Annotated in this window: 21 protein-coding genes and 1 tRNA gene; 6 read left to right on the top strand and 16 right to left on the bottom strand. The window is 66.6% G+C overall.

Annotation, left to right across the window (positions count from 1 at the left end; genetic code table 11):
* Positions 1–116: 116 nt before the first annotated feature.
* Positions 117–365, top strand: a complete 249-nt coding sequence (locus tag HWX69_RS05850) for a hypothetical protein (RefSeq protein WP_178916149.1) — start codon at positions 117–119, stop codon at positions 363–365.
* On the opposite strand, the gene HWX69_RS05855 is transcribed toward HWX69_RS05850, so the two are convergent.
* The 11 genes from HWX69_RS05855 to HWX69_RS05905 all read right to left on the bottom strand — a co-directional run bounded on the left by HWX69_RS05855 (position 362) and on the right by HWX69_RS05905 (position 10,579).
* Positions 362–823 (bottom strand): pyridoxamine 5'-phosphate oxidase family protein, encoded by a 462-nt coding sequence (locus HWX69_RS05855; protein WP_178916150.1) that lies wholly within the window; start codon positions 821–823, stop codon positions 362–364. The genes HWX69_RS05850 and HWX69_RS05855 overlap by 4 nt on opposite strands.
* Before the next feature lie 62 nt (positions 824–885).
* Positions 886–1,752: a DUF58 domain-containing protein gene (locus HWX69_RS05860; protein ID WP_178916151.1), complete on the bottom strand. Its 867-nt coding sequence runs from the start codon at positions 1,750–1,752 to the stop codon at positions 886–888.
* 37 nt (positions 1,753–1,789) lie between these two features.
* A complete protein-coding gene (locus tag HWX69_RS05865; RefSeq protein WP_178916152.1) occupies positions 1,790–2,731 on the bottom strand; it encodes an AAA family ATPase in 942 nt (313 codons plus the stop codon).
* Positions 2,728–3,645, bottom strand: coding sequence for a DUF7502 family protein (locus HWX69_RS05870; RefSeq protein WP_178916153.1), 918 nt, complete (start codon positions 3,643–3,645; stop codon positions 2,728–2,730). Before HWX69_RS05870 ends, HWX69_RS05865 begins: the two co-directional genes overlap by 4 nt.
* On the bottom strand, positions 3,642–4,265 hold the full coding sequence (locus HWX69_RS05875) for a chromosome partitioning protein (RefSeq protein WP_178916154.1): 624 nt from the start codon (positions 4,263–4,265) through the stop codon (positions 3,642–3,644). Before HWX69_RS05875 ends, HWX69_RS05870 begins: the two co-directional genes overlap by 4 nt.
* Positions 4,262–6,628, bottom strand: coding sequence for a VWA domain-containing protein (locus HWX69_RS05880; RefSeq protein ID WP_178916155.1), 2,367 nt, complete (start codon positions 6,626–6,628; stop codon positions 4,262–4,264). The genes HWX69_RS05875 and HWX69_RS05880 overlap by 4 nt, the downstream gene beginning before the upstream one ends.
* A complete protein-coding gene (locus tag HWX69_RS05885) occupies positions 6,628–8,421 on the bottom strand; it encodes a vWA domain-containing protein (protein ID WP_178916156.1) in 1,794 nt (597 codons plus the stop codon). Before HWX69_RS05885 ends, HWX69_RS05880 begins: the two co-directional genes overlap by 1 nt.
* A 122-nt stretch (positions 8,422–8,543) precedes the next feature.
* Positions 8,544–8,628 (bottom strand) — tRNA-Ser (locus HWX69_RS05890).
* Positions 8,629–8,711: 83 nt separating this feature from the next.
* Entirely contained in the window at positions 8,712–9,137 is a 426-nt protein-coding gene (locus tag HWX69_RS05895) for a universal stress protein (protein ID WP_178916157.1), read from the bottom strand.
* A 42-nt stretch (positions 9,138–9,179) separates the two neighbouring features.
* Positions 9,180–10,049 carry a DUF6159 family protein gene (locus HWX69_RS05900; RefSeq protein ID WP_178916158.1) on the bottom strand — a complete coding sequence of 290 codons (870 nt, stop codon included), beginning with the start codon at positions 10,047–10,049 and terminating at the stop codon, positions 9,180–9,182.
* A 107-nt stretch (positions 10,050–10,156) separates the two neighbouring features.
* Complete coding sequence (locus HWX69_RS05905) at positions 10,157–10,579, bottom strand: universal stress protein (RefSeq protein ID WP_178916159.1); 423 nt, start codon at positions 10,577–10,579, stop codon at positions 10,157–10,159.
* A gap of 69 nt (positions 10,580–10,648) precedes the next feature.
* On the opposite strand from HWX69_RS05905, the gene HWX69_RS05910 reads away from it, so the two are divergent.
* Entirely contained in the window at positions 10,649–11,611 is a 963-nt protein-coding gene (locus HWX69_RS05910; RefSeq protein WP_178916160.1) for a carbohydrate kinase family protein, read from the top strand.
* Positions 11,612–11,814: 203 nt separating this feature from the next.
* On the opposite strand, the gene HWX69_RS05915 is transcribed toward HWX69_RS05910, so the two are convergent.
* The 3 genes from HWX69_RS05915 to HWX69_RS05925 form a co-directional block, all read right to left on the bottom strand.
* The gene (locus HWX69_RS05915; RefSeq protein WP_178916161.1) at positions 11,815–12,699 is read right to left on the bottom strand and encodes an alpha/beta hydrolase; all 885 of its coding nucleotides are present in this window, start codon (positions 12,697–12,699) and stop codon (positions 11,815–11,817) included.
* A 46-nt stretch (positions 12,700–12,745) separates the two neighbouring features.
* Positions 12,746–13,801: a S1C family serine protease gene (locus HWX69_RS05920; RefSeq protein WP_178916162.1), complete on the bottom strand. Its 1,056-nt coding sequence runs from the start codon at positions 13,799–13,801 to the stop codon at positions 12,746–12,748.
* Positions 13,802–13,866: 65 nt separating this feature from the next.
* Positions 13,867–14,634: a hypothetical protein gene (locus tag HWX69_RS05925; protein ID WP_156708571.1), complete on the bottom strand. Its 768-nt coding sequence runs from the start codon at positions 14,632–14,634 to the stop codon at positions 13,867–13,869.
* An 82-nt stretch (positions 14,635–14,716) separates the two neighbouring features.
* On the opposite strand from HWX69_RS05925, the gene HWX69_RS05930 reads away from it, so the two are divergent.
* Positions 14,717–15,124 carry a hypothetical protein gene (locus tag HWX69_RS05930; RefSeq protein WP_178916164.1) on the top strand — a complete coding sequence of 136 codons (408 nt, stop codon included), beginning with the start codon at positions 14,717–14,719 and terminating at the stop codon, positions 15,122–15,124.
* Positions 15,125–15,187: 63 nt separating this feature from the next.
* Complete coding sequence (locus HWX69_RS05935) at positions 15,188–15,700, top strand: DUF2062 domain-containing protein (RefSeq protein WP_178916165.1); 513 nt, start codon at positions 15,188–15,190, stop codon at positions 15,698–15,700.
* 1 nt (position 15,701) lies between these two features.
* On the opposite strand, the gene HWX69_RS05940 is transcribed toward HWX69_RS05935, so the two are convergent.
* Positions 15,702–17,984, bottom strand: a complete 2,283-nt coding sequence (locus HWX69_RS05940) for an amino acid permease (RefSeq protein ID WP_178916166.1) — start codon at positions 17,982–17,984, stop codon at positions 15,702–15,704.
* Positions 17,985–18,413: 429 nt separating this feature from the next.
* Here HWX69_RS05940 and HWX69_RS05945 point away from each other — a divergent pair, with 429 nt between their 5' ends.
* Together HWX69_RS05945 and HWX69_RS05950 are read left to right on the top strand one after the other, a co-directional pair.
* Positions 18,414–19,166, top strand: a complete 753-nt coding sequence (locus tag HWX69_RS05945; RefSeq protein ID WP_178916167.1) for an Lrp/AsnC family transcriptional regulator — start codon at positions 18,414–18,416, stop codon at positions 19,164–19,166.
* Positions 19,167–19,244: 78 nt separating this feature from the next.
* Positions 19,245–20,684, top strand: coding sequence for an MATE family efflux transporter (locus HWX69_RS05950; protein ID WP_178916168.1), 1,440 nt, complete (start codon positions 19,245–19,247; stop codon positions 20,682–20,684).
* Positions 20,685–20,699: 15 nt separating this feature from the next.
* Here HWX69_RS05950 and HWX69_RS05955 read toward each other — a convergent pair whose 3' ends face one another.
* Complete coding sequence (locus HWX69_RS05955; RefSeq protein WP_178916169.1) at positions 20,700–23,207, bottom strand: efflux RND transporter permease subunit; 2,508 nt, start codon at positions 23,205–23,207, stop codon at positions 20,700–20,702.
* Between the last annotated feature and the right edge of the window lie 2 nt (positions 23,208–23,209).

The raw sequence follows: 23,209 nt of genomic DNA on the forward strand, positions 1-23,209 counted from the left end.
GCCCGGCACCGTTCATTCATTGGTTCTGCACATTAATTACACTTTCCCTAAAAGAGATAATATCTGGTTTGTCGGCAGAACGAGGCGCTTTTCTCGGCGGAGTCCCAACGTCGGGTATGGACGACGAGCGGACCGACGGTAAGGGGTTCGAGAAGGGTCGGAAGGCCGCCGCTCTCATCATCCTGCCGTTCGTCGTGTTGGGCGTCGGGAACCTGATTCTCATCCTCCAGTGGGGGCTGGACCCACTGTGGGGCTTTCTGCTCATGCCGCCGATCCTGTTCATCTGTGTCATCGGCTGGATAGCCATCCGCGGCGGGTTCGCCGAGGACCGCACCGGCGAGAGTGACTACGGCGGCGGCGTCTAACGGACCGGAGCCGGCGCGTACGACTGGTCCCGGGCGACGACGGTCTTCGGTTCGATGCGCACCAACAGCGCAGTCTCCGTCGGGTCGGCGACGTACCCCGAAAACCGAGGGTCCCAATCCGTCGAATCCGGCCCGAGGTACCGCGCGAGCAGTCGCTCGGCCAACTCCCGGTCGAACGGTTCGACGGTTCCTCGCCCCCGCAACCCGACGTGCTGGACGAGGCCGCGTTCGGCGTCGAAATCGACGACGCCGAGCGAACAGGCGGGCGTCTCCTCGATGCGGGCAGGGAAGGTGTCTGTCGCGGCGTCGCCGAGAATCCACGCCGCCTCGTCCTCCCAGAGGTACCAGACGGGCGATTCGCGGGGGCCTTCGGGGGCTTGCGTCGCGAGGTGGCCGAACAGCGGTCGCGCGAGGAAGGCCCCGATGTCGACACCGAGGCTGTTCTCGACGATTTCCATATCGGAAGGCCGTGTGAACCGAGCATGAACGTGGCGATATTTGCCACGGGTGGGTCGGTGTGTCAGCCGAGCCAGACGCTCCCGAAGGAATCGAAGTAGTCGGCACCGGTATCGACGAGGACGTGATCGGCGCCGAGTGCGGTCACCCGGTTCGAGACGCTGTCGACGTGTGCGTCGAGTCGGCTCCGGTAGGCGTCGGCGAGCGAGCCGCTGAAGTACGACCGCCGGGTCTCCTCGCCCTCCGGGTCGGCGAACAGCGCATCCCCGACGACGCCGGGGTCGCGCTCTTCGGGGGCGACGACGCGAACAAGCAACACGTCGATGTCGTTGCGGACGAGCGAGGCGACGCCGGATTCGATGGGTTCGGGGTCGGCGAGGCAGTCGCTGAGGACGACGACGAGCGACCGCGACCGGATTCGCTCGGCGTACTCGAGGAGGGCGGCCTCGAAATCCACCTCTCCTGACGGTTCGACACCGTTCAACTGCTCGATGAGCGCGAGCACCTCCCCTCGGTTCGACCGGCCGGTGTCGAGTCGGTCGACCGACTCCCGGAACGTCGAGAACTGGAACTCGTTGTTCTCCTCGGCGGTGAGGTACGCGAAGCCCAATCCGAGTTTGGCGGCGTACTCGAACTTGTGGGCGTCGCCGTCCCCGTAGTCCATCGACCCACTCGTGTCGACCAGCAGGTGGACCGTGAGACTGCGTTCTTCCTCGAACTGCTTGATGAAGTACTCGTCAGTTCTGGCGAACAGTTTCCAGTCGATGAGTCGCGTGTCGTCGCCCGGCGAGTAGCGGCGGTAGTCGCTGAACGTCAACCCTTCTCCGACCCGCGGGGACTGCTGGTCGCCCTGGCGGAGTTCGGTCGTCTGGCGGTTCAGCGCCGCGCGGAACCGGCCGAGGCCGTCTAGAAACGACGGGTCGATACTCACGGCCGGCCTCCACTCGCGGACGTGTTCTCGGACATCGTCACTCCAACAGCGACTCGATGATGTCGTCGGCCGTCCGTCCCTCGCGTTCGGCGCGGAAATCGAGGATGATTCGGTGCCGGAGGACGGCCGGCGCCAGCGCCTCGATGTCCTCGCTCGCGACGTGTGTCCGGCCCTGGAGGAACGCCCGCGCCTTCGCGGTCAACACGAGCGCCATGCTCGCCCGTGGGCTGGCGCCGAACTCTATCTCGTCGGTCTCGCGGGTCCGACGGACCAACTGTATCGCCCGGTCGCGGAGGTCGTCGGCGATGGGCACCTCCCTGACGAGTTGCTGAATCTCCTGAATCTCCGCCCGCGTGAGCGCCTGGTCGACCGGCACCTGCGGGCGGTCGCCGGTGAACATGTCGACGATTTCCTGCTCCTCCTCGTACTCGGGGTAATCGAGCAACAGTTTCAGCATGAAGCGGTCGGTCTGGGCCTCCGGAAGCGGGTAGGTCCCCGACTGGTCGATGGGGTTCTGCGTCGCGAGGACGAAAAACGGCCGTGGGAGCTGATACGTCTCGCCCGCGGCAGTCACCTGTTTCTCCTGCATCGCTTCGAGCAGGGCGGCCTGGGTCTTCGGCGTCGCACGGTTGATTTCGTCCGCCAACACGACGTTGGCGAAGATGGGGCCTTTCTCGAAGACGAACTCCCGGCCCGTCTCCGTCTCGCGGATGATTTCGGTTCCCGTGATGTCGGAGGGCATCAAATCGGGGGTGTTCTGCACCCGGGAGAACTGGAGGTCGGTCACCTCGGCGATGGTCCGCACCATCGTCGTCTTCCCGAGTCCGGGGTTCGATTCGAGCAGCGCGTTTCCGTCGGCGAGGATGCAGACGAGTAACCCCTCGAGCACCTCGTGTTGGCCGACGATTCGCTTGCCGATTTCCTCGCGGGCGGTCGCTAGCTTCTCCTGTAGTCGGTCGATGTCGTGGTCCGTACTCATGTGTTGTCCTCGTCGCGGATGCGGAGGTTGTACTCGCGGATGAGCTCCGCGTCCTCCAGTTGCTCCGGCTCGGCGTAGCCGGCCTGTTGTCCGTCGGCGCTGTTCGAACCGCCCGACCCGCGGTCGACGCTGTCGGACGGGAACTGCTGGGTGTCGTCTACGTCCTCGCTGCCGCCGCTGGAGTCGATTTGGGCGTCCAACTCGTCGTCGCCTGCGTCGACGTCTTCGGGGTCGCCCAAGACGGCGTCGCCGTCCTTCAGTCCGGTGTAGGGGTTCGGCGTGTCCTCGCCTGCGTCGGTGCCGTCGTCCGGTCCCACGCCTTCCCCTCCACCGAGGTCGACGGCGGCCAACTGGACGGTCGCGAGACTCAACGCCACGACGACGACGACGGTGACGGCGATGCGCCGCACGTCGAGCAACGCGACGCTCGAGGTGTCTCGCAGTCGTTCGAGAACGTCCTCGTACAACCGGGTGGCCATCCGCGAGTCACCGTCGCGTGCGACCGTGTCGCGGGCGGTTCGCAGCGCCTCGGCGACGGCGGGGTTCGCGGCTTCGAACCGCTCGACGAGCGGCCGCCGACTTCGAAGCCACAACTCGACGCCGAAGACGACCACCGCGAGGGCCGCCGCGAGGAGTGCCGACCCCGGAACGTCGACCGTCCCGAACGAGATGCCGACGAGGTCCCCGACGGCATCGGTCGCCGACGACGGCACGGCCAGAGCGTCAGGAACGCCCGCCGGGTCGACGACGAGTACGAGTAGGTTCACGGCGAGAAAGACGAGCGTCGCGTCGACGGCTGCATAGATGGTCGCGGCCTTCAATCCCTCGCGGCGTATCTCGCGAAGTGCCGCCGCCATTCGCTCGCGGGGCCGCTCGTCGTTGGCGGGTGGCTCCTCCGCGTCGTCGTCCGTCATTGGTAATCCTCACAGACGGTTTTGTTGGCGTTCTCCGAGTCGTTACAGAGGCTCCGGAGGTCGGATTCGAGCTCTTGGTTTTCGGTTTCGAGCGCCTCGTTTTCGTCCCGCAGGTCGCTGTTCTCGGTTTCGAGGTCGTCGACTTCCGCTTCGAGGTCGTCCACTTCGTCCCGGAGGTCGTCGTTTTCGGCTTCGAGTTCGTCGACGGTATCCCGAACGTCTTCCAACTCCGCTCGAACGTCGCCCAACTCGGTCCGCAACTCTACGACTTGGTCTTGGGATTCCCGGAGGGACTGTCTGGTCGTCGCGAGTTCGTCTTCGGTCGCGTTCAGTTGCTGTTGGGTCGCTTCGAGTTGGTCGGCTACCTGGTCGACGTCTTGATTCCGGGTGTTCAGCTGCGATTCGAGTTCGTCGACGCGGGCCTGCGTCTGTCGATACTCGGTTTCGGTCTCGTTCAGTTCCGTTCGAAGCTCCTCGTTTTCCTGCTGGAGGTTCTCGTTTCTGTCCTGCAGGTCGCTGGTGGCGTCCTGGTATAGCACCGTCGCTCCGGCGGTGCCGGCCAGCGCCAACACGATGAGGAGGACCAATCCGAGATTGATGCTACGGCCCAGCGAACTCACGGGAGACCACTCTCCAGTGAACTGCGGCCGCGATACACTTGAACACGTCGGGCGACGACCTCGGTGACGAAGACGAGAAGTGCCGCCAGCACCGCAAGCCAGTCCCACGTCTCCTCGACGGTCCGAACCCGGGTGGACTGCTGTTTGGCCTGAGCGGCGATTCGATCGCCGTCTTCGAGGCCGAAGCTCCGCCCGCCCGTCGTTTCGACTGCGGCAGGGAGTTCGGGACTCCGACCGAAACTGCCGTACTCGACGGGGTAGTTGGCGGCGTATTCGGTGTCGAGCAGTTCGCCGAAGCCCTGCTCTTGGGGCGTGAACTCGCCCCGATACTGCTCCTCGCTCACCTGCCGGAAGGTGACGCCCTCGGCGTCGGGTCGAGAGCTTCCGCGGTAGGTGAATTCGGTCGGGCGACCGACCCGGGCGTCGCCGACCGACGTGACGCCGGTCCGTGTCCGCGCCGGGTCGCCGATGGCGTAGTTGACCGACTTCGTCACGACGAGCGAGTCGGGCGGTTCCAGTAAGCCGCCGAGGGTGCCGTCCTCCTCGTAGGCAGTGAGCGAGACGACGCGGCCGAGTCCGAACCGCCAAGAGGCGATTGCGGGCGTTCCGTCGGCGGTCGCGACCTGGTAATCGGCGCCGGGCTTGACCGCGACCGCGTTCGCCCGTTCGGGATTCGCCGTCAACTCCACGCCCGAGGTGATGAAGGTGTTCTGGGTGACGATGGTGAGGTTCTCGCCCTCGAACCGTCGGGAGGTGCCGCCGAACAGCAGTCGCAGGCGGTTCGTCTCGTCGGCCGCGAAGTACGACCCCCCGGAAGCCTCGGCGATGCGGCGCATCGTCTGCTCGTTGACCCGTTCGCCCGCCCCGACGGAGATGACGCGCGTCCCCTCCCGGCCGAGTTGGGTTGCGACCGCCGTCGGGGGGCCGAACTCCGTCTGGCCGTCGCTCAGTAGGATGATGGTCCCCTCGCGATTGCCGAGCAGTTCGTCTGCCCCCCGAAGCCCGTTCGCGATGTCCGTTCCGCCGACGCTCTGCAGTCGACGGATGCGGTCGGCGGTTCGCTCGCGAGAGGTACTCAACGGTTGGAGGTCTGCGATGCGGTAGACGACGTGGCTGAACGCGACGACGCCGACGCGGTTGTCGTCGTCGAGTTGGTCAAGGACGTCCAGAGCGACCGCCTTCTGGATGGACTGACCCTCGCGGGCGCTGCCGGAGATGTCCACCAACAGGACGATGTCGGCGGTGCCGCCCGTGGCGTTCCCGACGCGGACGGGCAGCGTCGAGGCGATTGGCGATTGGTCGTAGCCGCCGTTCTCGTAGGCGTTCTCGCCGCCGACGACGGCGAGTCCGCCACCGTTGATGACGAACTCCTGGAGCGAACTGACGTTGCCGAGACGGTTCGCCGGCGTGTCCTGAACGACGACCGCCGCGTAGTCCTCGAGGTCGTCCGGCACGGAGGAGGCGTTGGTCACGTCGTACAGCGAGTTCAGGTACCCCTCCAAGGGGTAGCCACCACTGGATACGTACAGCACGTCCGGCTTCTCGACGACCCGCACGCTCCGATAGAAGACGTCGTTTTCGGCGTAGATGTCGTCGCCGGAGATGGTCGCGGTCACGCGGTGGGAGCCGATTTCCTCGAAGGTGTGCGAAACCGACAGCGGCTCTCCCGGGGCGACCGTCCGCGTCTCGACGACTTCGCCGTCGATTCGTATCTCGACCTCGACGGGCGATTCGGAACCGACGCCGTCGACGGTGGCGGTGAACTCGGCGGGGATGCCGACGCTGGTCGTCGAGGGGCCGGTCATCGAGACCGCCCGCTCGGTGCGACGCGGCGGCAGTTCGACGGCGTTGACCGTCGCGTTCAACCGACGCGCCTCCTCTGCGGCGACCGACAGCGGCCGTCCCTCCGTCACCTGTCCGTCCGAGAGGACGACCACCGTGCCGTTCTCCCTGAGGTTCGCCGAGATGCCGTCGCCGATTCGTGAGTCGGTCCCGCTTCCGACCGTCGCCCGCGTCACCGGGACGCCGGCCGCTTCGATGTCGGCGACGAGGTCGTCGGTCGCGTTGCCGTACACCGCCATGCTGTCGGATTCGTCGGTCAACAGCGTCACGCTCGGTTCGCCGGGCGTCTCCTGTGTCTGGACGGTGAACGGCCCCATCGCCGCGCCGACGAGCAACACGACGACGAGCACGCGACTGGCAAAGAGGAGTCTTCGGCTCCGGGTGGATGCCGACCGCGAATCAGGCGACCGACGGAAGACGAGATACGCCAACACGGCGACGGCTATCGGTAGCGCCACGAGCGGCCACAGCTGTTGGAAGCCGACCGTCAGTTCCTCGCCGATGGTGTAGGACACCGACATCAGAGGTCACCCCGCCGGTAGAGATAGCCGATTTCGAGCAACAGCACGGCGAGGGCGCCCAGCGCCACGAACTCGGTGAGCGGACGCGGAACGGTTCGCTGCTCTTCGCGCGTGACCTCGCCGACGGACCCCGAGCGGTCTTCGAGCGGTTCGACGGCGGTATCGGATTCGGCTTCGTCGAGCAGCGACGCACTCACCTGCCGGTCGGCCGTCCCGTAGAACCCGGCACGCTGCAGACTGACGGCGGGCCCCGAAACTGGCCCGTCAGGCCCCGAGACGGTGTCGACTTGGAAGCGCGCCGTCTCCCCGGTCGCGTAGTTCAGCGCCGGCAGCGGCTCCCGACCGGCGAGGTGGAACGCGGCGCGTTTCCAGAACACCGGGTACTGGTAGTTGAACTTGAAGCTCGAGGCGTCCTCGATGTAGCCGTAGTACAGCACTCGCCCGGGGCCGCGCTCGGCGGTGGCGACGAGCGGCGACCCGTCGCGGAGTTCGACCAGCGACTCGCCCTCTCGAAGTTCGCCGGCGAGGTACTCGTCGGGCGGTTGGAAGTCGATGCCGCGGGTCAACTCCGAGTCGGCAGTTCGCCGAACCGTCGTCCCCGCCTGCAGTCCCGAGGACTCGACCAACTGGAGGTCGCCGTACCGCTCGGGCATCTCCCGCTGTGCCTGAACTGCGACACCGCCGCCGTCGGCGAGGAGTTCCCGGCCGCTCTCGACGTTCCCCGGCAACAGCGACTCTCCGTTGACGTTGCTGTAGACGATGACGTCGTAGCCGTCGTCGATGGTCGTCGGCGGGCGTTCGACGGTCACGTCCACCGAGTCGACGACCGACAGCGCCGTCGTCAGGTACCGGTTCTCGTCGTTGGTCAACACCAACACGTCGACGGTCGGGTCCTCGGGGGCGGCCAGCGAGACGCTGTCGTCGACCGCGAAGTCGTCGCCGGGGGACAACTCGGCGCGACTCCGGCCGGCCGGGACGGGGAAGGTTACGGTTTCGGTGTCGCCGCCGTCGAGCTGGAGTTCTCTCTGGCGGTTTCCGAGCGTCACGGTCCTGCTGACGCTGTCGTCGCCGAAGTTCCGGACGGAGAGCGTCACCTCCGAGCCCGAAAACCGGCGGTTGACGAAGCCGACGTTGTCCTCGCCGCCCCGGTCGAACTGCCGGAGGTCGACGGAGATGTCGCGAGCACGGGCGGTCGTCACCGCATCGCCCCAGGAGTCGCCGGCGAAGTCGCTCACGACGACGATGCGGGCGTTCTCGCCGGCCAGCGACGACGCCTGCGAGATGGCGCCCCGGAGGTCACCCGGGGCATCCGTCGGCGAGAGCTCGGCGAGGAGTCCCCGGGCGTCGCTCGGCGTCCCGCGCTGGATGCGGACGCGGCCGCCGCCCTCGGTCGTCACCACCGACGTGGCGCTCGTGGCCTCCTCGCGAGCGGCGGCGACCGCGCGGTCGAAGCGAGTTCCCCCGCCGTCGGCCGTCTTCATGCTCGCGCTCGTGTCGACGACGAGCACCGTCTCCTCGACGGTTTCCCGCTCCGAGACGGGCACGTACGGCGTCGCCAGCGCCGTCGCCAACAGCAGTATCGCCAGTAGCTGTATCAGAAGCAGGACGCTCCGCGAGAGCCGTTCGAACAGCGGAGTGGTCGCCTGCTGGCGCTCCTCGGCGACCAGAAACCGGAACGTGGGGAGTTCCACCCGTTCGGGGTCCGGGCGGATGAGGTACAACACGACGATGGGGACGGCGACGAGGAGGGCGGCTAATCCGAGCGGGGAGAGGAGGACATCCGAGAGGGCCATTGCCGAGTGCACACCGCGCAGTCGTATTTTTCTTGTGCTGTCGGGCATCGGGGCCGGAGAAGTCGCCGTCAGGTGTTGGGAAAAATCTCACCCGCTGCTCGTGAACTGAAAACGACGAGAAGCGCCGAGGGTGAGATTTGAACTCACGTGTCCTGACGGACAGTTGCTCTCGAAGCAACCGCCTTGGCCGGGCTAGGCTACCTCGGCTCGATTGGACGTGGGCGTGTGTCGGTTTTATCGGTTTCGGTCCGGGATGGCCGGGCGCTTCGCCGTCGCCGTGTGTCGCCCGCTCAATCGCTGACGACGACGACCGGCACCGGCGCCTCCGAGAGCAGTCGCTCGGTCGTACTCCCCAACACGAGCCGTTTGAACGCCGACCGTCCTGTCGCCCCGAGGACGACCACGTCGGCGCCGGTTCGGGCGATGGCCTCCAGTATGCGCTCCGGTGGCGGTCCCTCCTCGATGGTCGTCTCGCAGTCGATGCCGGCTTCCTCGGCGGCCCGTTCGACCGCCTCGAGCGCCTCGCGGGCGTCCGAACGGAGGTTCTCTCTCACCTCCTCGGGGTCGACGATGGCATTGTCGTAGGCGGTTCGGGTCTCGACGACCGAGACGGCGTGGACCGTCGCACCGGTTCCGGACGCCAGTGTCAACGCGTGTTCGGTCGCAGCCTGTGAGTCCTCGCTGCCGTCGGCGGCGAGCAGAATGTCGTCGTACATGCGGAGCGATACGGCGACCGGGGTGATAAATCCGCGACCGGCCTACCTCTCGACGCGTTCGCCGTTCGGCGTCGCCCTGTGTTCGGCCCGGCCGCCGAGCGTTTCGAAGTCGAAGTCGGTGAACTCCTCGGGGACGGTTCCCTCTCGGGCGTAGAGATACAGCGCCGTCTTGGCGATGCCGCGGATGGTCTGGCCGACGAGATACGCCACGAGCAGTCCGAAGACGACGACGAAGGCGCCCGTGAGCAAGCCGGCACCGGGAGAGACGGTGGCGATGACACCACCGAAGACGACGGCGACGAGGACGGCAACGACGGCCAAAAGCAGTTGGATGAGTCCCAATCCGAGTCCGGCACCGAGGGTCTCACCCCACGTGTCGGCGAACGTCTCCGCACTGCGGGAGAACATCGACTTCACGTCGACGTCCTCGAAGACGATGACCGGGATGATGAAGAACGTCGTAATCGTCCACCCGAGCGAGAACAGCGACGCGGCAATACCGGAGAGGGGGTTGTTCGACTCCTCTAACTGTCGGATGAGGAGGCTCACGACGGCGGCGATGGCCGACCACACGGCGATGGTTCCCTTCATTCGCCAGGCGGCGCCGACCGACCGACGGACCGAGGGCTCGCGCTCGTGGAACGTGTCGTTGACGGCGTGGACGAGTGCGGCGGTAAAAAGCGAGGCGGTGAACGTCGTCACGAAGTACAGTACGAACAGCGCGACGTACTCGGCGATGCCGCCGCCGAGGAAGCCGGCGACGAACACGCCGAAATACAGGAACACGAAGAAGACGGTCGTCGCGACGCCGCTTATCACCGGAAACGCGAGCAGTTTCGGGTGCTCGCGGAGGACAGTGAGGCTGTCGAGCGACAGCGTCAGGCCGGTTTTGAGATTGGCGAAGATTCCCATGCCCCGACATGAGTCGGTTCAGTATATAAACGCTCAGACGATGCCAGTGTGCGCTCGACCGATGACGTAGGCGTAGACGATGAGGTAATCGCCGAGCAGTTCGGCAATCACTCGCGGTCGCGGACGACGGTGACGGGGACAGGCGACCGACGGATGACCGTCTCGGCGACGCTCCCCAACAGAACCCGTGTGATGCCGTCCCGACCGTGGCTGCCGATGACTATCTGGTCGACGGAGGCGTCCTCGGCGTAGTCGATAATCGCCCGCGAGGGACGGCCGACGACGGAGTCGGTTTCGATTTCGACGCCCAACTCTTCCCCGCGTTCGACGGCCTCCCCGAGGACGGTTTCGGCGCGCTTCTCGGCGGAGCCGAGCCAGTCTTCGCCCGTCGCCGGTCCCCACGCGGTGGCGCCCTCCACCGGGTCCATGACGTACAGCGCAGTGATGTCGTCGTCGGCGAACCGCTCGAAGGCGTGGTCGAGTGCCGCCTCCGCCGGGTCGGAACCGTCCGTGGGAACGAGCACGTGCATGTGCTGTGCTATCAGGCCGATATACATAAACCCGGGAGGCCTTTCAACGGCGCCCCCGAGTCACACGCCATGTACGACGCCGTACCTTCGCTGGTCGAACCCACCGTCCGTGTGGCGGCGTTCCCCGACGGGAGCGTCGACACCTTCCAGCGAGTTCGTGCGAAAGACGGCCAGCGGCTCTCGACGGCAGCCTTCCGCGAGGCCATCGTCGAGGGTCGCCCACAGGGGTTTCACATCGACACACTCGCCATCGAGGCCGGTGGACAGGCCGTCAACGCCGCCCAGCAGGCCCACGCCCTCGGCGACGACGTGCGACTCGACGGCTGTCTCGACGACGACCGATTCGCCTTCCCGTTCGAAACACACTCGTTCGGTGACCCCTCGGCCGTCTCCATCCACGAGTTCTCCGACGGCGACCTCACCTACGCCGAGGTTAGCGACGACGTTGCCGACTGGACCCACGAGGACTTCGAGACCGTCCCCGACGCCGACGCCTACGTCTGTGGGAACTGGGCCTCCGTCGACGGGATGACGGACTCGCTGACCGCACTCGCCGACCGCCTCGAGGGCCGGACACTCGTCTTCGACCCCGGCGATGTGACGACCGCACCGGCCGCCGAGATACGCGATTGTTTCGCGGCGCTCACGACGCTCGACGACGCCGTCGACGTGGCCGTCAGCGTCAACGGTCGGGAACTGACGGCGATTGCCGACGCTCTCGCTGTCGCGGACGACGTTCGGGCGGTTCGAGACGACGCGGGGGTGTTCGCGGTGGTCAGACACGAAGCGGATGCCGCCGCGGCCGCGACCCGAGCGGACGACGCCGTCGTCGAGAACTTCGACCCGAACGGTCCCCTCCGCCAAACCGGTGGCGGCGACCGCTTCAGCGCCGGCCTCGCCCACGGGTTGGCCGTCGGCGGAGATATCGGCCCCGCGGTGGCGCTCGGCAACTGCTGTGCGAGTTACTACGTCGCCACCGGAACGACCGGAACTGCCGACGACATCGCGGCGATGGCGGCCGAGCAGGCGTGAGCGCGGCTGGCGGCGTAAAACCAAGGTGGGAAGACGGGGGTCGGCCGGGCAGGCCGGCCCCCGTCTTGGGTGGGTGGGGGCACCCTTGGGGCACGCTGGCTTTCCAGCCAGTACGGGAGTAGAGGCGCGTATGGTACTTGATGGCACCTTTCGACTCAGTTGCCGATACGCCCGGTGCTGTCCGGGTGCGTCGACCGACCCGTCTACGAGAGATGGCGGTCGAGGAAGCCACCCTGCGTCTCGACGGCACGCTCGAAGGGACGGCCGTCGTAGGGGCCGAAGTGCCCGCAGTCGAGGCGCAGCACTTCGACGTGGTCGAGGCGGTCGGCCAACCGCTCGGCGGCCGCCGGCGGGACGATGTTGTCCTCCCGGGCGATGGTGAGGAGGACGGGACAGTCGACCTCGCTGGCTCGCGAAATCGGCCGGTACATCGGCACCTGAAGCGCGATTCGCGCCGGGCAGGCGTTCTCCCAGTCGGTGTCCTCCGGGACGATGTCGAGATACCCCGCCTTCGCGCCGGGGGTGTTCAGCATCGCGAACTCGTCGGTGTCGCCGACGATGGGGACGGTGTGTGGGGTCCGGCGGAACAGTCCCCGAACGGCGTCTTTGAGGCCGTGTTTCGTCGCTTCGAGCGGGTAGCCGATTCCCGAGTTCCGCGTGAGGTGGAGAAGCGTCGCGAGGCCGTCGACGAACGGCACCTGTGCGGCGACGGCGTCGACCTCACGACGGGCGGCCGTCTCGATGACGTGACCGCCGCTGAACGACGACCCCCACAGTGCAACGCGGTCGCCCTCGACCGATTCGAGGTCGCGGACGTGGTCGACCGCGGCGAGCCAGTCGGCGCGATGCCGGAACGGGTCGACGAGTTGCTCGGTCCCCTCCGAGTCGCCGAACCCGCGGTAATCGAAGAGGAAGGTGGCGAGGCCGTGTTCGGCGAACCGTTCGGCGAAGGCTGGCAACCGAAACGACCGCTCGGCGCCGAAGCCGTGGCTCATCACGACGACCGGCGGGTTCTCGGCGTCGGGCAGGTACAACTCGGCACTACAGCGCTTGCCGGCGCTTTCGAACTGCGTCTGCTGTCGGTCCATATCGGTTACTCGGTCGCCAGGCCTATCGGTGTACCGCCGACGAGGCTTACTGCTCCGGCGGCGGTCGAGAGCCGATAGGAACGCGAATCTCGGTCGCTTCGCCGTCGCGGACGACGGTCGCGTCGACGCGGTCGCCCGGCGACAACTCCAGTGCCAGCGTCGTCCCGAGGTCGGCGTTGGAGTCGATTACGTTGCCGGCGAGTTCGACGAGCGTGTCCCCGCCGGTCGGGACGGTTCGGCCGTCGACGGTCGTCTCGCCGTCGGCACCGCGGAGCGTCTGGTCTGTGGGTCCGGAGTCGAGTACCTCGACGACGTAGATGCCGCGGGCCTCTGGAAGGTCGTTGGCTTCGGCGATGGCGGGCGTGACGGGCAACAGCGAGATGCCGAGGAACGGGTGACTGTACGTCCCCGTCTCTATCAATTCGGGCAGAACGCGGCGGGCGAGCAGCGGCGACACCGCGAAGCCGACGCTCGTGCCCGCGCCGGCGACGGCGATGCCGGTGACCTCGTTGTCCATCGTGACCAGCGGACCGCCGCTGTTGCCGGGGTCGAGGCCGGCGTCGGTCTGGACGGTGTTCGGAATCGAGAAGCCCGAAGGGCTCGAAAGCGAGCGGTTCTTGCCGCTGATGATGCCCGTCGAGACGGAGGATTCGAGGCCGAAGGGACTGCCCAACGCGAGCACCTCCGTGCCGACCGGCGGCACGCTGTCGACGAGCGACAGCGGCCGCGCGTAGTCGGGGATGTCCGTCGACAGGACGGCGAGGTCGGCGTACACGTCGGTTGCGGTGACGCCGGCCTCACGCCACTCGCCGCGTTCGAAGCGAACGTCGACTCGGTCTGCGTCGCCGACGACGTGTTGGTTCGTGACGACGTAGTCGTCGTAGACGAAGCCTGAGCCGCCGCCACCGCCGGCGGTCCCGACGAAGGCGACGGATTCGATGGTGGCGTCGTAGACGACGGTGTACGGCGAGTCGCGGTCCGGTTCGGCTCCCGAAGGGGTGACCGAGTCCGGCGGCGCTCGTCGGCCGCTCGAACAGCCCGCCAGCCCCGCGGCCACGCCGGCGGCGCCCGCGAGGAATCGGCGACGCGTCTGGTTGGTCATACGGCTCGTTGGGGTCCGACCCGAAAAGTGCCTTCGGCTCCGGTAGTGCGGGGGGCAGGAGCGTGTTATTCGACGGACTGTTGGCGCCACGTCGTCCGGTCGTACATCCGCTCGACCTCGCCTTCCTGTTGACGGATGGTGACCGCGGTGTCGAAGAGGAACGCCGCGACGAGGACGGTGCCGACCAGCCACAGTGCGTCGACGGCGCCCGCATCCAGCGGCGCGACGCTGGCGAGGAGGTCAGTCATCACGATGGCGACGACACAGACGATGCTCGGAAGCAGGTGTCGGGTCAGCGCCGACAGCGTCGTGCCCTCGTATCGGCGGACGGTCTGGACGGCGTACAGAACCGCCCAGACCGACGCACCGACCCAGCCGACGGCGACGACCGGGCGCGTCCACTCGCCTTCGAGGAGGAAGCCGGCCCACCACGCGACGACGAAGACGCCGACGACGAGGAGGTCGACCCACGTCGGGAGCAGTCGCGACGCTCCGTCCGCCGTCCGCTCGGCGAGGTACATCGCGCGGATGCCCAACGCGACGAAGAGGATGAAAAACAGCACCGCGCCTTCGGTGAAGGCATCGAGCCACGGGAGGTCGGTCAGTTCGGCGGCGATACCGGAGACGCCGTAGACGACGGCGGCGCCGATGCCGACCGCGAGATACCCCCATTCGTAGTCGAACCCCTCGGCGAGTACGTCTTTCACGTACGTAACGAGGTACCCGAGTAGTATCGCGGCCGCGATTCCGATAGCGCCGTAGGCCAACAGTCGAGCGACGAAGACGGTCGTCGCCGGGTCACCGCCACCGACGAAGGTGTACACTGCGTCCATACCCGCCGGTCCGACCCCCGAGTGCATAGGTGTTGGTCCTCTCGACCGCAAGGCACTTCGAGTCGACCCCACGACTTCGGACATGGCACCGACCCGCCGACGGCTCCTCGAAGCGGCGGCGCTCGGGACGGCACTCGGCGTCGCGGGCTGTCTGGACGCCCCCAGCCGGAGCTGTTCGGGGGCGACGGTCCGGCTGTCGCTGTCGCCGGTCGATACCGTCGCGGAGCCACTCGTCCTCGACACGGAGGGGCTGTCGACGGCCGCGAACGCGGTGCTCGAGGCCGCCGTCGACGGCGAGTACGTCGAACGCTGCGTCGCGTGGACGCCGCAACCCGACGAGACGGGGCCCTCGGAGGGCCTCCGTGCGGTCGGCGAGCGCCTCGAATCCCACGCCGGCGTCGACCTCGATGGGCGGACCGAACCGGTCGCGGTCGACGCCCGCCGCGACGGCGAGAACTACCACCTGCGGCTCGACATCGAGCAGGGCTGACGGCGGTCGCGAGGGTCGAAGTAGTCGATAGCTTCTTTTCGATATAGCCGAAAGGAGATGGCAATGGGAGGATTGCGGCGACGACTGCAGGGATACGTCCAGCGCGTCCGCGAGGAACTCCACGACGCGCTTACGGAGGAACACACCCCCAATCAGGTCGCCTACAGTTTCGCCATCGGCGTGTTCATCACGGCCCTGCCGACGCTCGGAACCGGCGTCCTCATGTTCTTCATCATCGCGTACCTCTTCGCAAACGTCTCCCGCATCGCACTGTTCGCCTCCGTGCTCGTCCTCAACCCCGTCGCGAAGTGGGGCGTCTACGGATCGAGTTTCTGGCTCGGCTCGAAACTGCTCGGCCCCGTCGAGTCGATGACCGTCGAGGAGGTGTCGCTGTCGGCGGCCCCCGAGGTGGTCGTCCGACTGGTGACGGGCAACGTCATCCTCGCAGTAATTTTCACCGTCATCGCCTACGTCGCCGCCTACCGCCTGACGATGGAGTACCGTCGCCGCCGCGGTGAAATCGGCGCCGTCGAGGAACGACTCTCGGGACTGACCGACCGCTTTTCGGACCGGTAGGTCACCGGCGCCCGAACAGCCGTTCCCGAAGCGACCGCGAGGACGGGCGTTCGGCGAGCAGAACTGGCGTGTCCAGCCGTTCGAGCACGTCGAACGCCAGCGAGCCACGGACGATACGCGACAGCAGTCCGCGCTCGGTCGCACCGATGACGACGAGACTGTGTTCGGCACCGATTCGTCCGATAGCGTCCTGAACGTCGCCAGTCTCGACGTGAATCGCCGCTCCGGAGAGGTCGTGGTCGTCGGCCCACTCCGTCAGGAACGTTCGGCCGGCGTCTTCCTCACCCTCCTCGGCGACGTACAACAGCGACACGTCCGCATCGACCGTCTCCCGGAGCGCGACGGCGACCTCCGCCGACAGCTCCGAGGAGTAGCCACCGGCGGTGGGGACGAGCACGTCCGTGGTGTCGAGTTCCTCCCCGTCGAAGACGAGGAAGTCACACGGGAGGTCGTGGGCGAGTTCGTCGACGACCCCCTCGGCACGTCCGCCGGCGAACTGGGTGCCGCCGTAGCCCATCACGACGGTGTCGGCGGCGTTCGACCGGGCTAGGTCGAACACCTCCGCGAGGCCCCGGTGGGAGAGGACGGTCCGGGTCTCGATGGGGACATCGAACGCTTCGGCGTCGGATTTCGCGGCCGTCAGCAGGTCGTCGGAGGCCGCGTCGATTTGCTCGCGGTTCTCCGCTGCTACGTCGAGGGCCGTCTGGTCGGGAACCGTCACGACGTGTGTCGCGAGCACTCGACCACCCTTGTGTCGGGCCAGCGCTGCCGCCAGCGTCACCAAGGCGTGTTCGGTCCGCGGATTCGACAGCGGGACCATAATCGTCGGTCCCTCCGTCTCCGGAGCGACCGCGTCGGCCGCATCGACGACGGGGTCGGGGAACTCCGACCCGCGGTTTCGAATGTACTCCGAGAGCGCACCCTGCTGTGTCGTCTCGTTGCGGGCGTAGACGAAGTACCAGGCCAGAGCGGCGATGACGAACCCGGCCGACAGCGCGATTTCGATGCCGTCCATGAACGCCACGAGGCCGAGCGAGAGGACGCCACCGAGAATCGGAGTAATGGGATACAACGGAACCGTGAAATCGGGATCGTACTCGGGGACGTCGGCCTCTCGGAAGACGATGAGCGCCGCGTTCAACAGCGCGTACACGATGAGGTGGAGGACGCTCGCGGCCTTCGCGAGCACCTCGATTTCCTGTCCGAGTGCGGCGATGAAGACGATGATGAGTCCACCCGTGACGACGATAGAGCGATACGGCGTCGCGTAGTTCGGGTGAATCTCGTTGAGCCAGTCGGTGACGATTCTGTCCCGGCCCATCGCGAAGTTGATGCGCGCCGACGCGAGAATGGAGGCGTTCGCCGAGGAGGCGGTCGCCAACAGTGCACCGAGGGTCATCACCGCCGCGGCGACGGTGGCGATACCGCCGACTTGACCGAGCGGGCCGAGAGTGATTGATGTCGGGAAGGCTATCTCGGCGACCTGTGCGACCGGTGCATCCTGGCTCAACTCCGACCACGGCACGACGCCGAGCATCACGGTTACGAGAATCGCGTAGATGACCGTGACGATGGCGACGCTGCCGATGATGGCGATGGGAAGGTTCCGACCGGGGTTCTTCAGTTCCTCGGCGACGGTCGCGATTTTCGCATAGCCGAGGAAGGAGACGAACACGAGCGCCGTCGCGGGGAGGATAGCGCCGTACCCGGCTTCGGTCGGCGCGATTCCACCGGTCCCGACGAGCGTCCCGTAATCGAAGGTGGTGAACCCGGCGATGGCGAAGACGGTGAGAATCGAAAGCAGGATGAAGACGATGACGGTCTGGACGCCGCCGGTCTCCTTGGCGCCGATGTAGTTGACGCCGACGAAGACGAGGCCGGCGAGGAGTGCGCCGACCTGAATCTGGTTCAAGAAGAGGAATCCGGGGAGGCCGACGAACTCGATGAGGTACTGTCCGAACCCGATACAGTAGAACGCAGAGGCGAAGGCCAGCCCCATCCAGTCGCCCATCCCGGCGATAGAGCCGAACATCGGCCCGAGTGCCTTGTTGATGTAGTAGTAGCCGCCGCCGGCTTTCGGCATCGCGGTGCCGAGTTCCGACACCGAGAAGGCGTTTATCATCGCGATGAGGCCGCCGACGACGAAGGAGACGACGACGACCGGGCCGGCCTCGTTGGCGGCGACGCCGGGCAGAACGAAGATGCCGGCACCGATCATCGTCCCGATGCCGATGGTCATCGCCGAAATCAGCCCGAGGTCTTTGGCGAGTTCGTCGTCGCTCACTGGGCGATACCTCCGTTCGAACCGTCCGCGAGCGACGGTGAACCGCCCTCAAGGTGTTGATTGGGCTGTACTGTTCGGTGTCGGTCGATTGTGGGTGAGGCGGACATGTATTCAGACGGAAGGGTTCGGAAGCGAGACGACCGGGGTCTCGGCGTCGTCCTCGGTCGCGACCGGTATCAGGACGTACTCGAATAGCCTCATCGCTGGTGACAGTGGTGGACGACGACGGAGCGCCACCCCGAGCGCGCGGTCGGTCTACATTTCATACCCGACTCGATGGCTGCTCATTATATAAGTGTGCCGTAATAAATAACCAATCAGTAAAAATACGCCCATCAATTGCGCCTTCCTCAATATAATGATTGTATATTACGTGTATCACAATCCGTCGAACAGCGGTATAAAGTAGTATCCGAGTAAGGGGTCGGTATGGAGTATCGGCTGGACGAAATCGACCGTCACATCATCCACGCGCTGATGGGCGATGCACGGAACACCTCGGCACCGACGATAGCCGAGGCTGTGAACGTCTCGCCGGGGACGGTCAGAAACCGTATCAACCGGCTCGAAGAGCACGGCATCATCGAGGGGTACACCGCACAGGTCGACTTCGAGCGGGCAGACGGTCGGCTGACGAACCTGTACATGTGCAACGTTCCGGTCTCCGACCGGGAGGTGTTGGCCCAAGAGGCGCGAACGATTCCCGGCGTCATCAACGTCCGAGAACTGATGACCGGACGCCGGAACCTCCACGTACTGGCCGTCGGCGAGGACACCGACGACCTGCGTCGTATCTCCCGTGCGCTGTCGACGCTCGGTATCGAAATCGACGAGGAGGACCTCGTCCAAAACGAGACGTTCGACCCCTACTGCCCCTTCGGGCCGACCGACGCGGCCGAATCCCATCCTTCGACGGACTTCATCAGCCTCGCCGGTGGCGCGAAGGTCGCCGAGGTAACCGTCAGAGCGGACGCGCCCATCACGGGTCACACGTTGGCCGACGCCGTCGAACGCGGCCTCCTCGACGAGGAAGCCCTCGTCATCGCCATCGAACGCGACGACGACGTGCTGACGCCCCACGGCGAGACGACCATCCAGTCCGGCGACGTGATTACGGTCCTCTCACGGGAGGGCGACCGCGAACGGACGCTCGAAGCCTTCCTCGGCACCGACGACACCTGACGTGCCTCGTGATATCCGATGGTAGTCCGGAGTCGATTCCGAAGACATTTGGCTGACTGACCAGTCAGTACAAACACGTTGTCCCGCGTTCCGAACCCCTTCCGATTGGCGATACTGGCCGTCGGGTTGCTGTTGGCCCGCCTCGGCCTCATCGGCGAGGAGCGTGCACGCCGGACGGCCGACCTCGCGTGGCCGCGCATCGTCACGGGACTGGCGCGGATGTCGAAGAACGCCGTCGACGTGGCGATGGTCGGCGTCGCCGTCGGCGGCGGTGCCATCGCCGGCGTCGGTATCGCCGGGCCGTTCTGGGGGCTGGCGTTCTCCATCGGTGGTGGCGTCGCCGGCGGCACCATCGCGCTGGTCAGCCAACGGTTCGGCGCCGACGCCTACGAGGAACTCGGACTCGCGGTACGCTCCAGCGTCTTCCTCGTCGTCGCTATCTCGCTGCCCGTCGTCGCCGTCTTCTGGACGTACTCGACGGAACTCATCGGCCTGCTCAGCAGCGACGCCGAGACCGTCCGCCTCGGCGGCGAGTACCTCCGGGTCGTCGCGTTGGGCGTCCCCTTCGCCGGCCTCAATCTGGTCGGCAGTCGCGTCCTCGTCGGCTCCGACGACGCCTACACCGCGATGGTGCTCCGTGGTGGTGGTGCCATCGCCAACGTCGTCATCAACGCCGCCCTCATCTTCGGCCTCGGGTGGGGCGTCGTCGGCGCCGCAGTCGGGACCGTCCTCTCGAACCTCGGCGTCACCGCCGCCTTCGCTATCGGGCTGACGGCAGGGCGCTTCCCCGGTGCCGGGACGTTCCCGGTTACCGTCGACCCCGTCGGAACCTACGTCGACCCCTCGACGGTCGCCGATTTGGTGTCCATCGGTCTGCCGGTGATGGGCCGGAACCTCGTCTGGACCGTCGCCGAGTTCCCGATGTTCGCCATCCTCGACATCTTCGGCCAGGACGTGGTGTCGGCGTTCGTCATCGCCCGGCGCATCTGGGGACTGATGAACACGCCCGGCTGGGGCTTCGGGCTCGCATCCTCCAGTCTCGTCGGCCAGGAACTCGGCACCGGCGCCGAAGAGACCGCCGAGGCCTACGGCCGTGAAATCATCCGCTACTCGGTGGCCGTCTACATCGTCTTCGCCGCCGTCGTCTTCGTCGCCACCGAACCCATCGTCACGCTGTTCGTCGACGACCCGAACGCCCCCGCCGTCCCCATCGCCGTCGACCTCGTCAGAGTGGCCTGTGTCGCCGTCGTCATGCAGGGAGTCTCCGGGGGCGCCGCCGGCCCGCTCGATGCGGCCGGCGACACCCGCTGGGCCTTCTTCAGTCAGGCGCTGGGGATGTTCGGCTGTTCGATTCCGCTCGTCTACCTCGGCGCCACCACGTCGCTGGGCATCTACGGGCTGTATCTCGCTTTCCTCGCCGAGACGACGGTGCCGGCGGCGCTGAACTACTACCGCTTTGCGACGGGTAAGTGGAAGGCTGTCAGTCGGGAGTACCGGCCGGAAACCCCGGCGGACTGATTTCCAACCGATTGATTACGCAGTGGCATCGCGCAGGCGCGGAACGACCCGCGTCTCGACGGCGTGCCAGACGACGATGGTCGACGGCAACACCAGAAGCGACGCCAGGTACGCGTAGAACACGCCTAGCGCCAACAGCAGGCCGAATTCGGCGATGAGCGGGATGAGCGCGAGATACAGCACGCCGAGGCCACACACCGTCGTCAGCATGCTCCCGGTGAGCGCGCCGCCGGTCCCCTGTGCGGTGGTTCGCAGGGCGGCGTGGATGTCCCGGCCGTTCTCGAACTCGTCGACGAAGCGGTGCATGAAGTGGACGGTGTAGTCGACGCCCAACCCGATGGACACCGACAGGATGGGGGCGTTGAACGGCGTCAACGGGACGTCGAAGTACCGCATCGACCCTGCGAGCAACCCGACGGTCACCAACACCGGAACGAGATTGATGAGGCCGTAGACGGCCCGCCCCTCCAGCCACCGGTAGAACAGCATCAGAAAGACGGCGGTGAGCAGGAAGGCGACGATGAGACTCCGGAGCGCGGACTCGGTGATTCGGTCGATGACGACCTGATTGACGACTAACTGCCCGGTCGGAACGGCGTCCATCCGCATCTCCTCGGCGACCTGTTGGGCGGCCACCGTCGCCTCGGTCTGGTCGGCGTCGACGTCGACCTGATAGACGATGCGGGTGGCGCTTCGGTCCTCGGTGATGGAGTTCCGCGCCTGGTCGCCGGCCGGCGAATCGAGCAGCTCCGCGTACACGCGGTCGATGTCCCGGTCGGGGACCCCGTCGCCGTCCGTGTCGTGCTGTTCGACCAGCGCGGCGAACTCGGGGTCGGCCTCGGCACGGGAGTCGACGACGCCGAGGATGCTCGTCGCGTCGGCGCGGCGGTCGGACTGGACGAACGCATCCGGCGGGTCGGTCACCGCCCGGTCGATGTCCTCCAGTGCAACGTCCGAGCGGACGGCCCTGTCCTCGACGTATATCGTGACGCTGCCGATGAACCCCTGCTCGAAGTCCTCTTCGAGGTACTCGAGGACGGTCATGAACGTGTACTGCGACGGCGCGAACGGTTCGGGGAGGGCCTGGTACTGCTCGATTCGGTCCTCGTCGGGGAAGAACGCCTCCTGTGAGAACTCGGTGTCGACGCCGGTGCCGTAGGCACCGCCGACCCCACCGAGGACGAGCGCGGCGACCAGGACGACCGCCGGGGCGATTCGAGCGGCGGTCACGCCGGCCGGCAGGATGGCTCCGAGTATCGACCCCTCCCGTCCGAGTGGGCTACTGCCGAACTCCGGGAACCGAGTCCCCTCGCGAAACCCGTCGAGGCCGACCTTCGCCGCGGGGAGGAACACGCCGAAGATGGCGAAGGTGAACACCATCCCGACGGAGGCGACGATGCCGAAGTCCCGTAGCTGACCCAGCGAACTGGTGAGGTTCGCCGCGAAGCCGATGACCGTCGTTCCGGTGACGATGAGAAACGCCGCCGACAACTGCGTCGTCGTGATGCCCATCGACTCGCGGATGCCGGTGCCGCGGCCGCGTTCCTCGCGATACCGGTTGATGATGTGGATGCCGAAGTCGATGCCGACCGCCAACAGCAGCGGGAAGACGGTGACCAGCGAGTCCGAGAACGGGATGCCGGCATATCCCATGAATCCGAACGTCCAGACGAGCGTCATCACGAGCGCGACGAGACCGAGAAGCAGGTCGACCGGGTCCCGGTAGGCGACGACGAGGAAGAACGTGATGAGCAGTATCGCCGCTGGGAAGACGACGATGGCCGTGTCGTTCAGCAGTTGGGTGACCTCCTCGTTGATGATGGCGTTGCCGAAGACGATGGCGTTCTCGCCGTGGTCGTACCCCTCGACGCCGTCGACGACGTCGATGGTTCGCTGCTGGAGACGCGCGTTGTCGCCGTCGTCGGCCATCGGCGGCGTGTCGTAGGTGACGAGAATTTGTGCGACCGACGCCGACGCCGAACCCGACGAGAAGTCCGTACTCACCGGCCCAAGCGAGTTCGCGTCGGCGGCCGACCGGATGGCGCCGTCTAGCTGTCGTTGTGAGGCGCGTTCGACCGCACGGTGCAACTCCTCGGGCGTCGAGGCCTCGGGGTCGAGCTGTCGGGCGATGTTCGAGGCCGGACTCATCGTCGAGGTGACCCGCAGTCGGTCGTGGTTCTCGAGTCGCTGTTGGGTCTCCAACATCCGCAGCAGACTCGACTTCGAGAGGACGTTGCGGTCGTCCTCGATGAACACGTTGGCGTTGCTGCCGCCGGAGGCTCGCGCTCCGCCGTCGAAGTTCTCCTGCATGTCTTCGAGGGCTTCGGCCTCTTCGAGGTTCTCGGTGAACTGGTCGGTACCGGCCTGCTGTTCGCCGCCCCCGCCCAATCCGGCGGCGAAAACGCCCGTCAGGACGACGAAGGCGAGAACGACCCGCAGCGGTCGCTCGGAGACGATGGTGGTGATGCGACTGCTCAGCGGGTCGATGCGGTCCGTGTCGTGGGTCTCCGGGCCGTCGACCATCG

The sequence above is a fragment of the Natronomonas gomsonensis genome (assembly GCF_013391635.1).
Lineage (GTDB): Archaea > Halobacteriota > Halobacteria > Halobacteriales > Haloarculaceae > Natronomonas > Natronomonas gomsonensis_A.

What these genes read in the sequence shown, in the direction of transcription:
- HWX69_RS05855 (WP_178916150.1), bottom strand. Translation starts at nt 823, where the DNA reads ATGGAAATCGTCGAGAACAGCCTCGGTGTCGACATCGGGGCCTTCCTC.
- HWX69_RS05930 (WP_178916164.1), top strand. Translation starts at nt 14,717, where the DNA reads ATGGCACCGACCCGCCGACGGCTCCTCGAAGCGGCGGCGCTCGGGACG.
- HWX69_RS05915 (WP_178916161.1), bottom strand. Translation starts at nt 12,699, where the DNA reads ATGGACCGACAGCAGACGCAGTTCGAAAGCGCCGGCAAGCGCTGTAGT.
- HWX69_RS05880 (WP_178916155.1), bottom strand. Translation starts at nt 6,628, where the DNA reads ATGTCGGTGTCCTACACCATCGGCGAGGAACTGACGGTCGGCTTCCAA.
- HWX69_RS05885 (WP_178916156.1), bottom strand. Translation starts at nt 8,421, where the DNA reads ATGGCCCTCTCGGATGTCCTCCTCTCCCCGCTCGGATTAGCCGCCCTC.
- HWX69_RS05925 (WP_156708571.1), bottom strand. Translation starts at nt 14,634, where the DNA reads ATGGACGCAGTGTACACCTTCGTCGGTGGCGGTGACCCGGCGACGACC.
- HWX69_RS05920 (WP_178916162.1), bottom strand. Translation starts at nt 13,801, where the DNA reads ATGACCAACCAGACGCGTCGCCGATTCCTCGCGGGCGCCGCCGGCGTG.
- HWX69_RS05955 (WP_178916169.1), bottom strand. Translation starts at nt 23,207, where the DNA reads ATGGTCGACGGCCCGGAGACCCACGACACGGACCGCATCGACCCGCTG.
- HWX69_RS05945 (WP_178916167.1), top strand. Translation starts at nt 18,414, where the DNA reads ATGGAGTATCGGCTGGACGAAATCGACCGTCACATCATCCACGCGCTG.
- HWX69_RS05910 (WP_178916160.1), top strand. Translation starts at nt 10,649, where the DNA reads ATGTACGACGCCGTACCTTCGCTGGTCGAACCCACCGTCCGTGTGGCG.
- HWX69_RS05900 (WP_178916158.1), bottom strand. Translation starts at nt 10,049, where the DNA reads ATGGGAATCTTCGCCAATCTCAAAACCGGCCTGACGCTGTCGCTCGAC.
- HWX69_RS05865 (WP_178916152.1), bottom strand. Translation starts at nt 2,731, where the DNA reads ATGAGTACGGACCACGACATCGACCGACTACAGGAGAAGCTAGCGACC.
- HWX69_RS05895 (WP_178916157.1), bottom strand. Translation starts at nt 9,137, where the DNA reads ATGTACGACGACATTCTGCTCGCCGCCGACGGCAGCGAGGACTCACAG.
- HWX69_RS05935 (WP_178916165.1), top strand. Translation starts at nt 15,188, where the DNA reads ATGGGAGGATTGCGGCGACGACTGCAGGGATACGTCCAGCGCGTCCGC.
- HWX69_RS05870 (WP_178916153.1), bottom strand. Translation starts at nt 3,645, where the DNA reads ATGACGGACGACGACGCGGAGGAGCCACCCGCCAACGACGAGCGGCCC.
- HWX69_RS05850 (WP_178916149.1), top strand. Translation starts at nt 117, where the DNA reads ATGGACGACGAGCGGACCGACGGTAAGGGGTTCGAGAAGGGTCGGAAG.
- HWX69_RS05905 (WP_178916159.1), bottom strand. Translation starts at nt 10,579, where the DNA reads ATGCACGTGCTCGTTCCCACGGACGGTTCCGACCCGGCGGAGGCGGCA.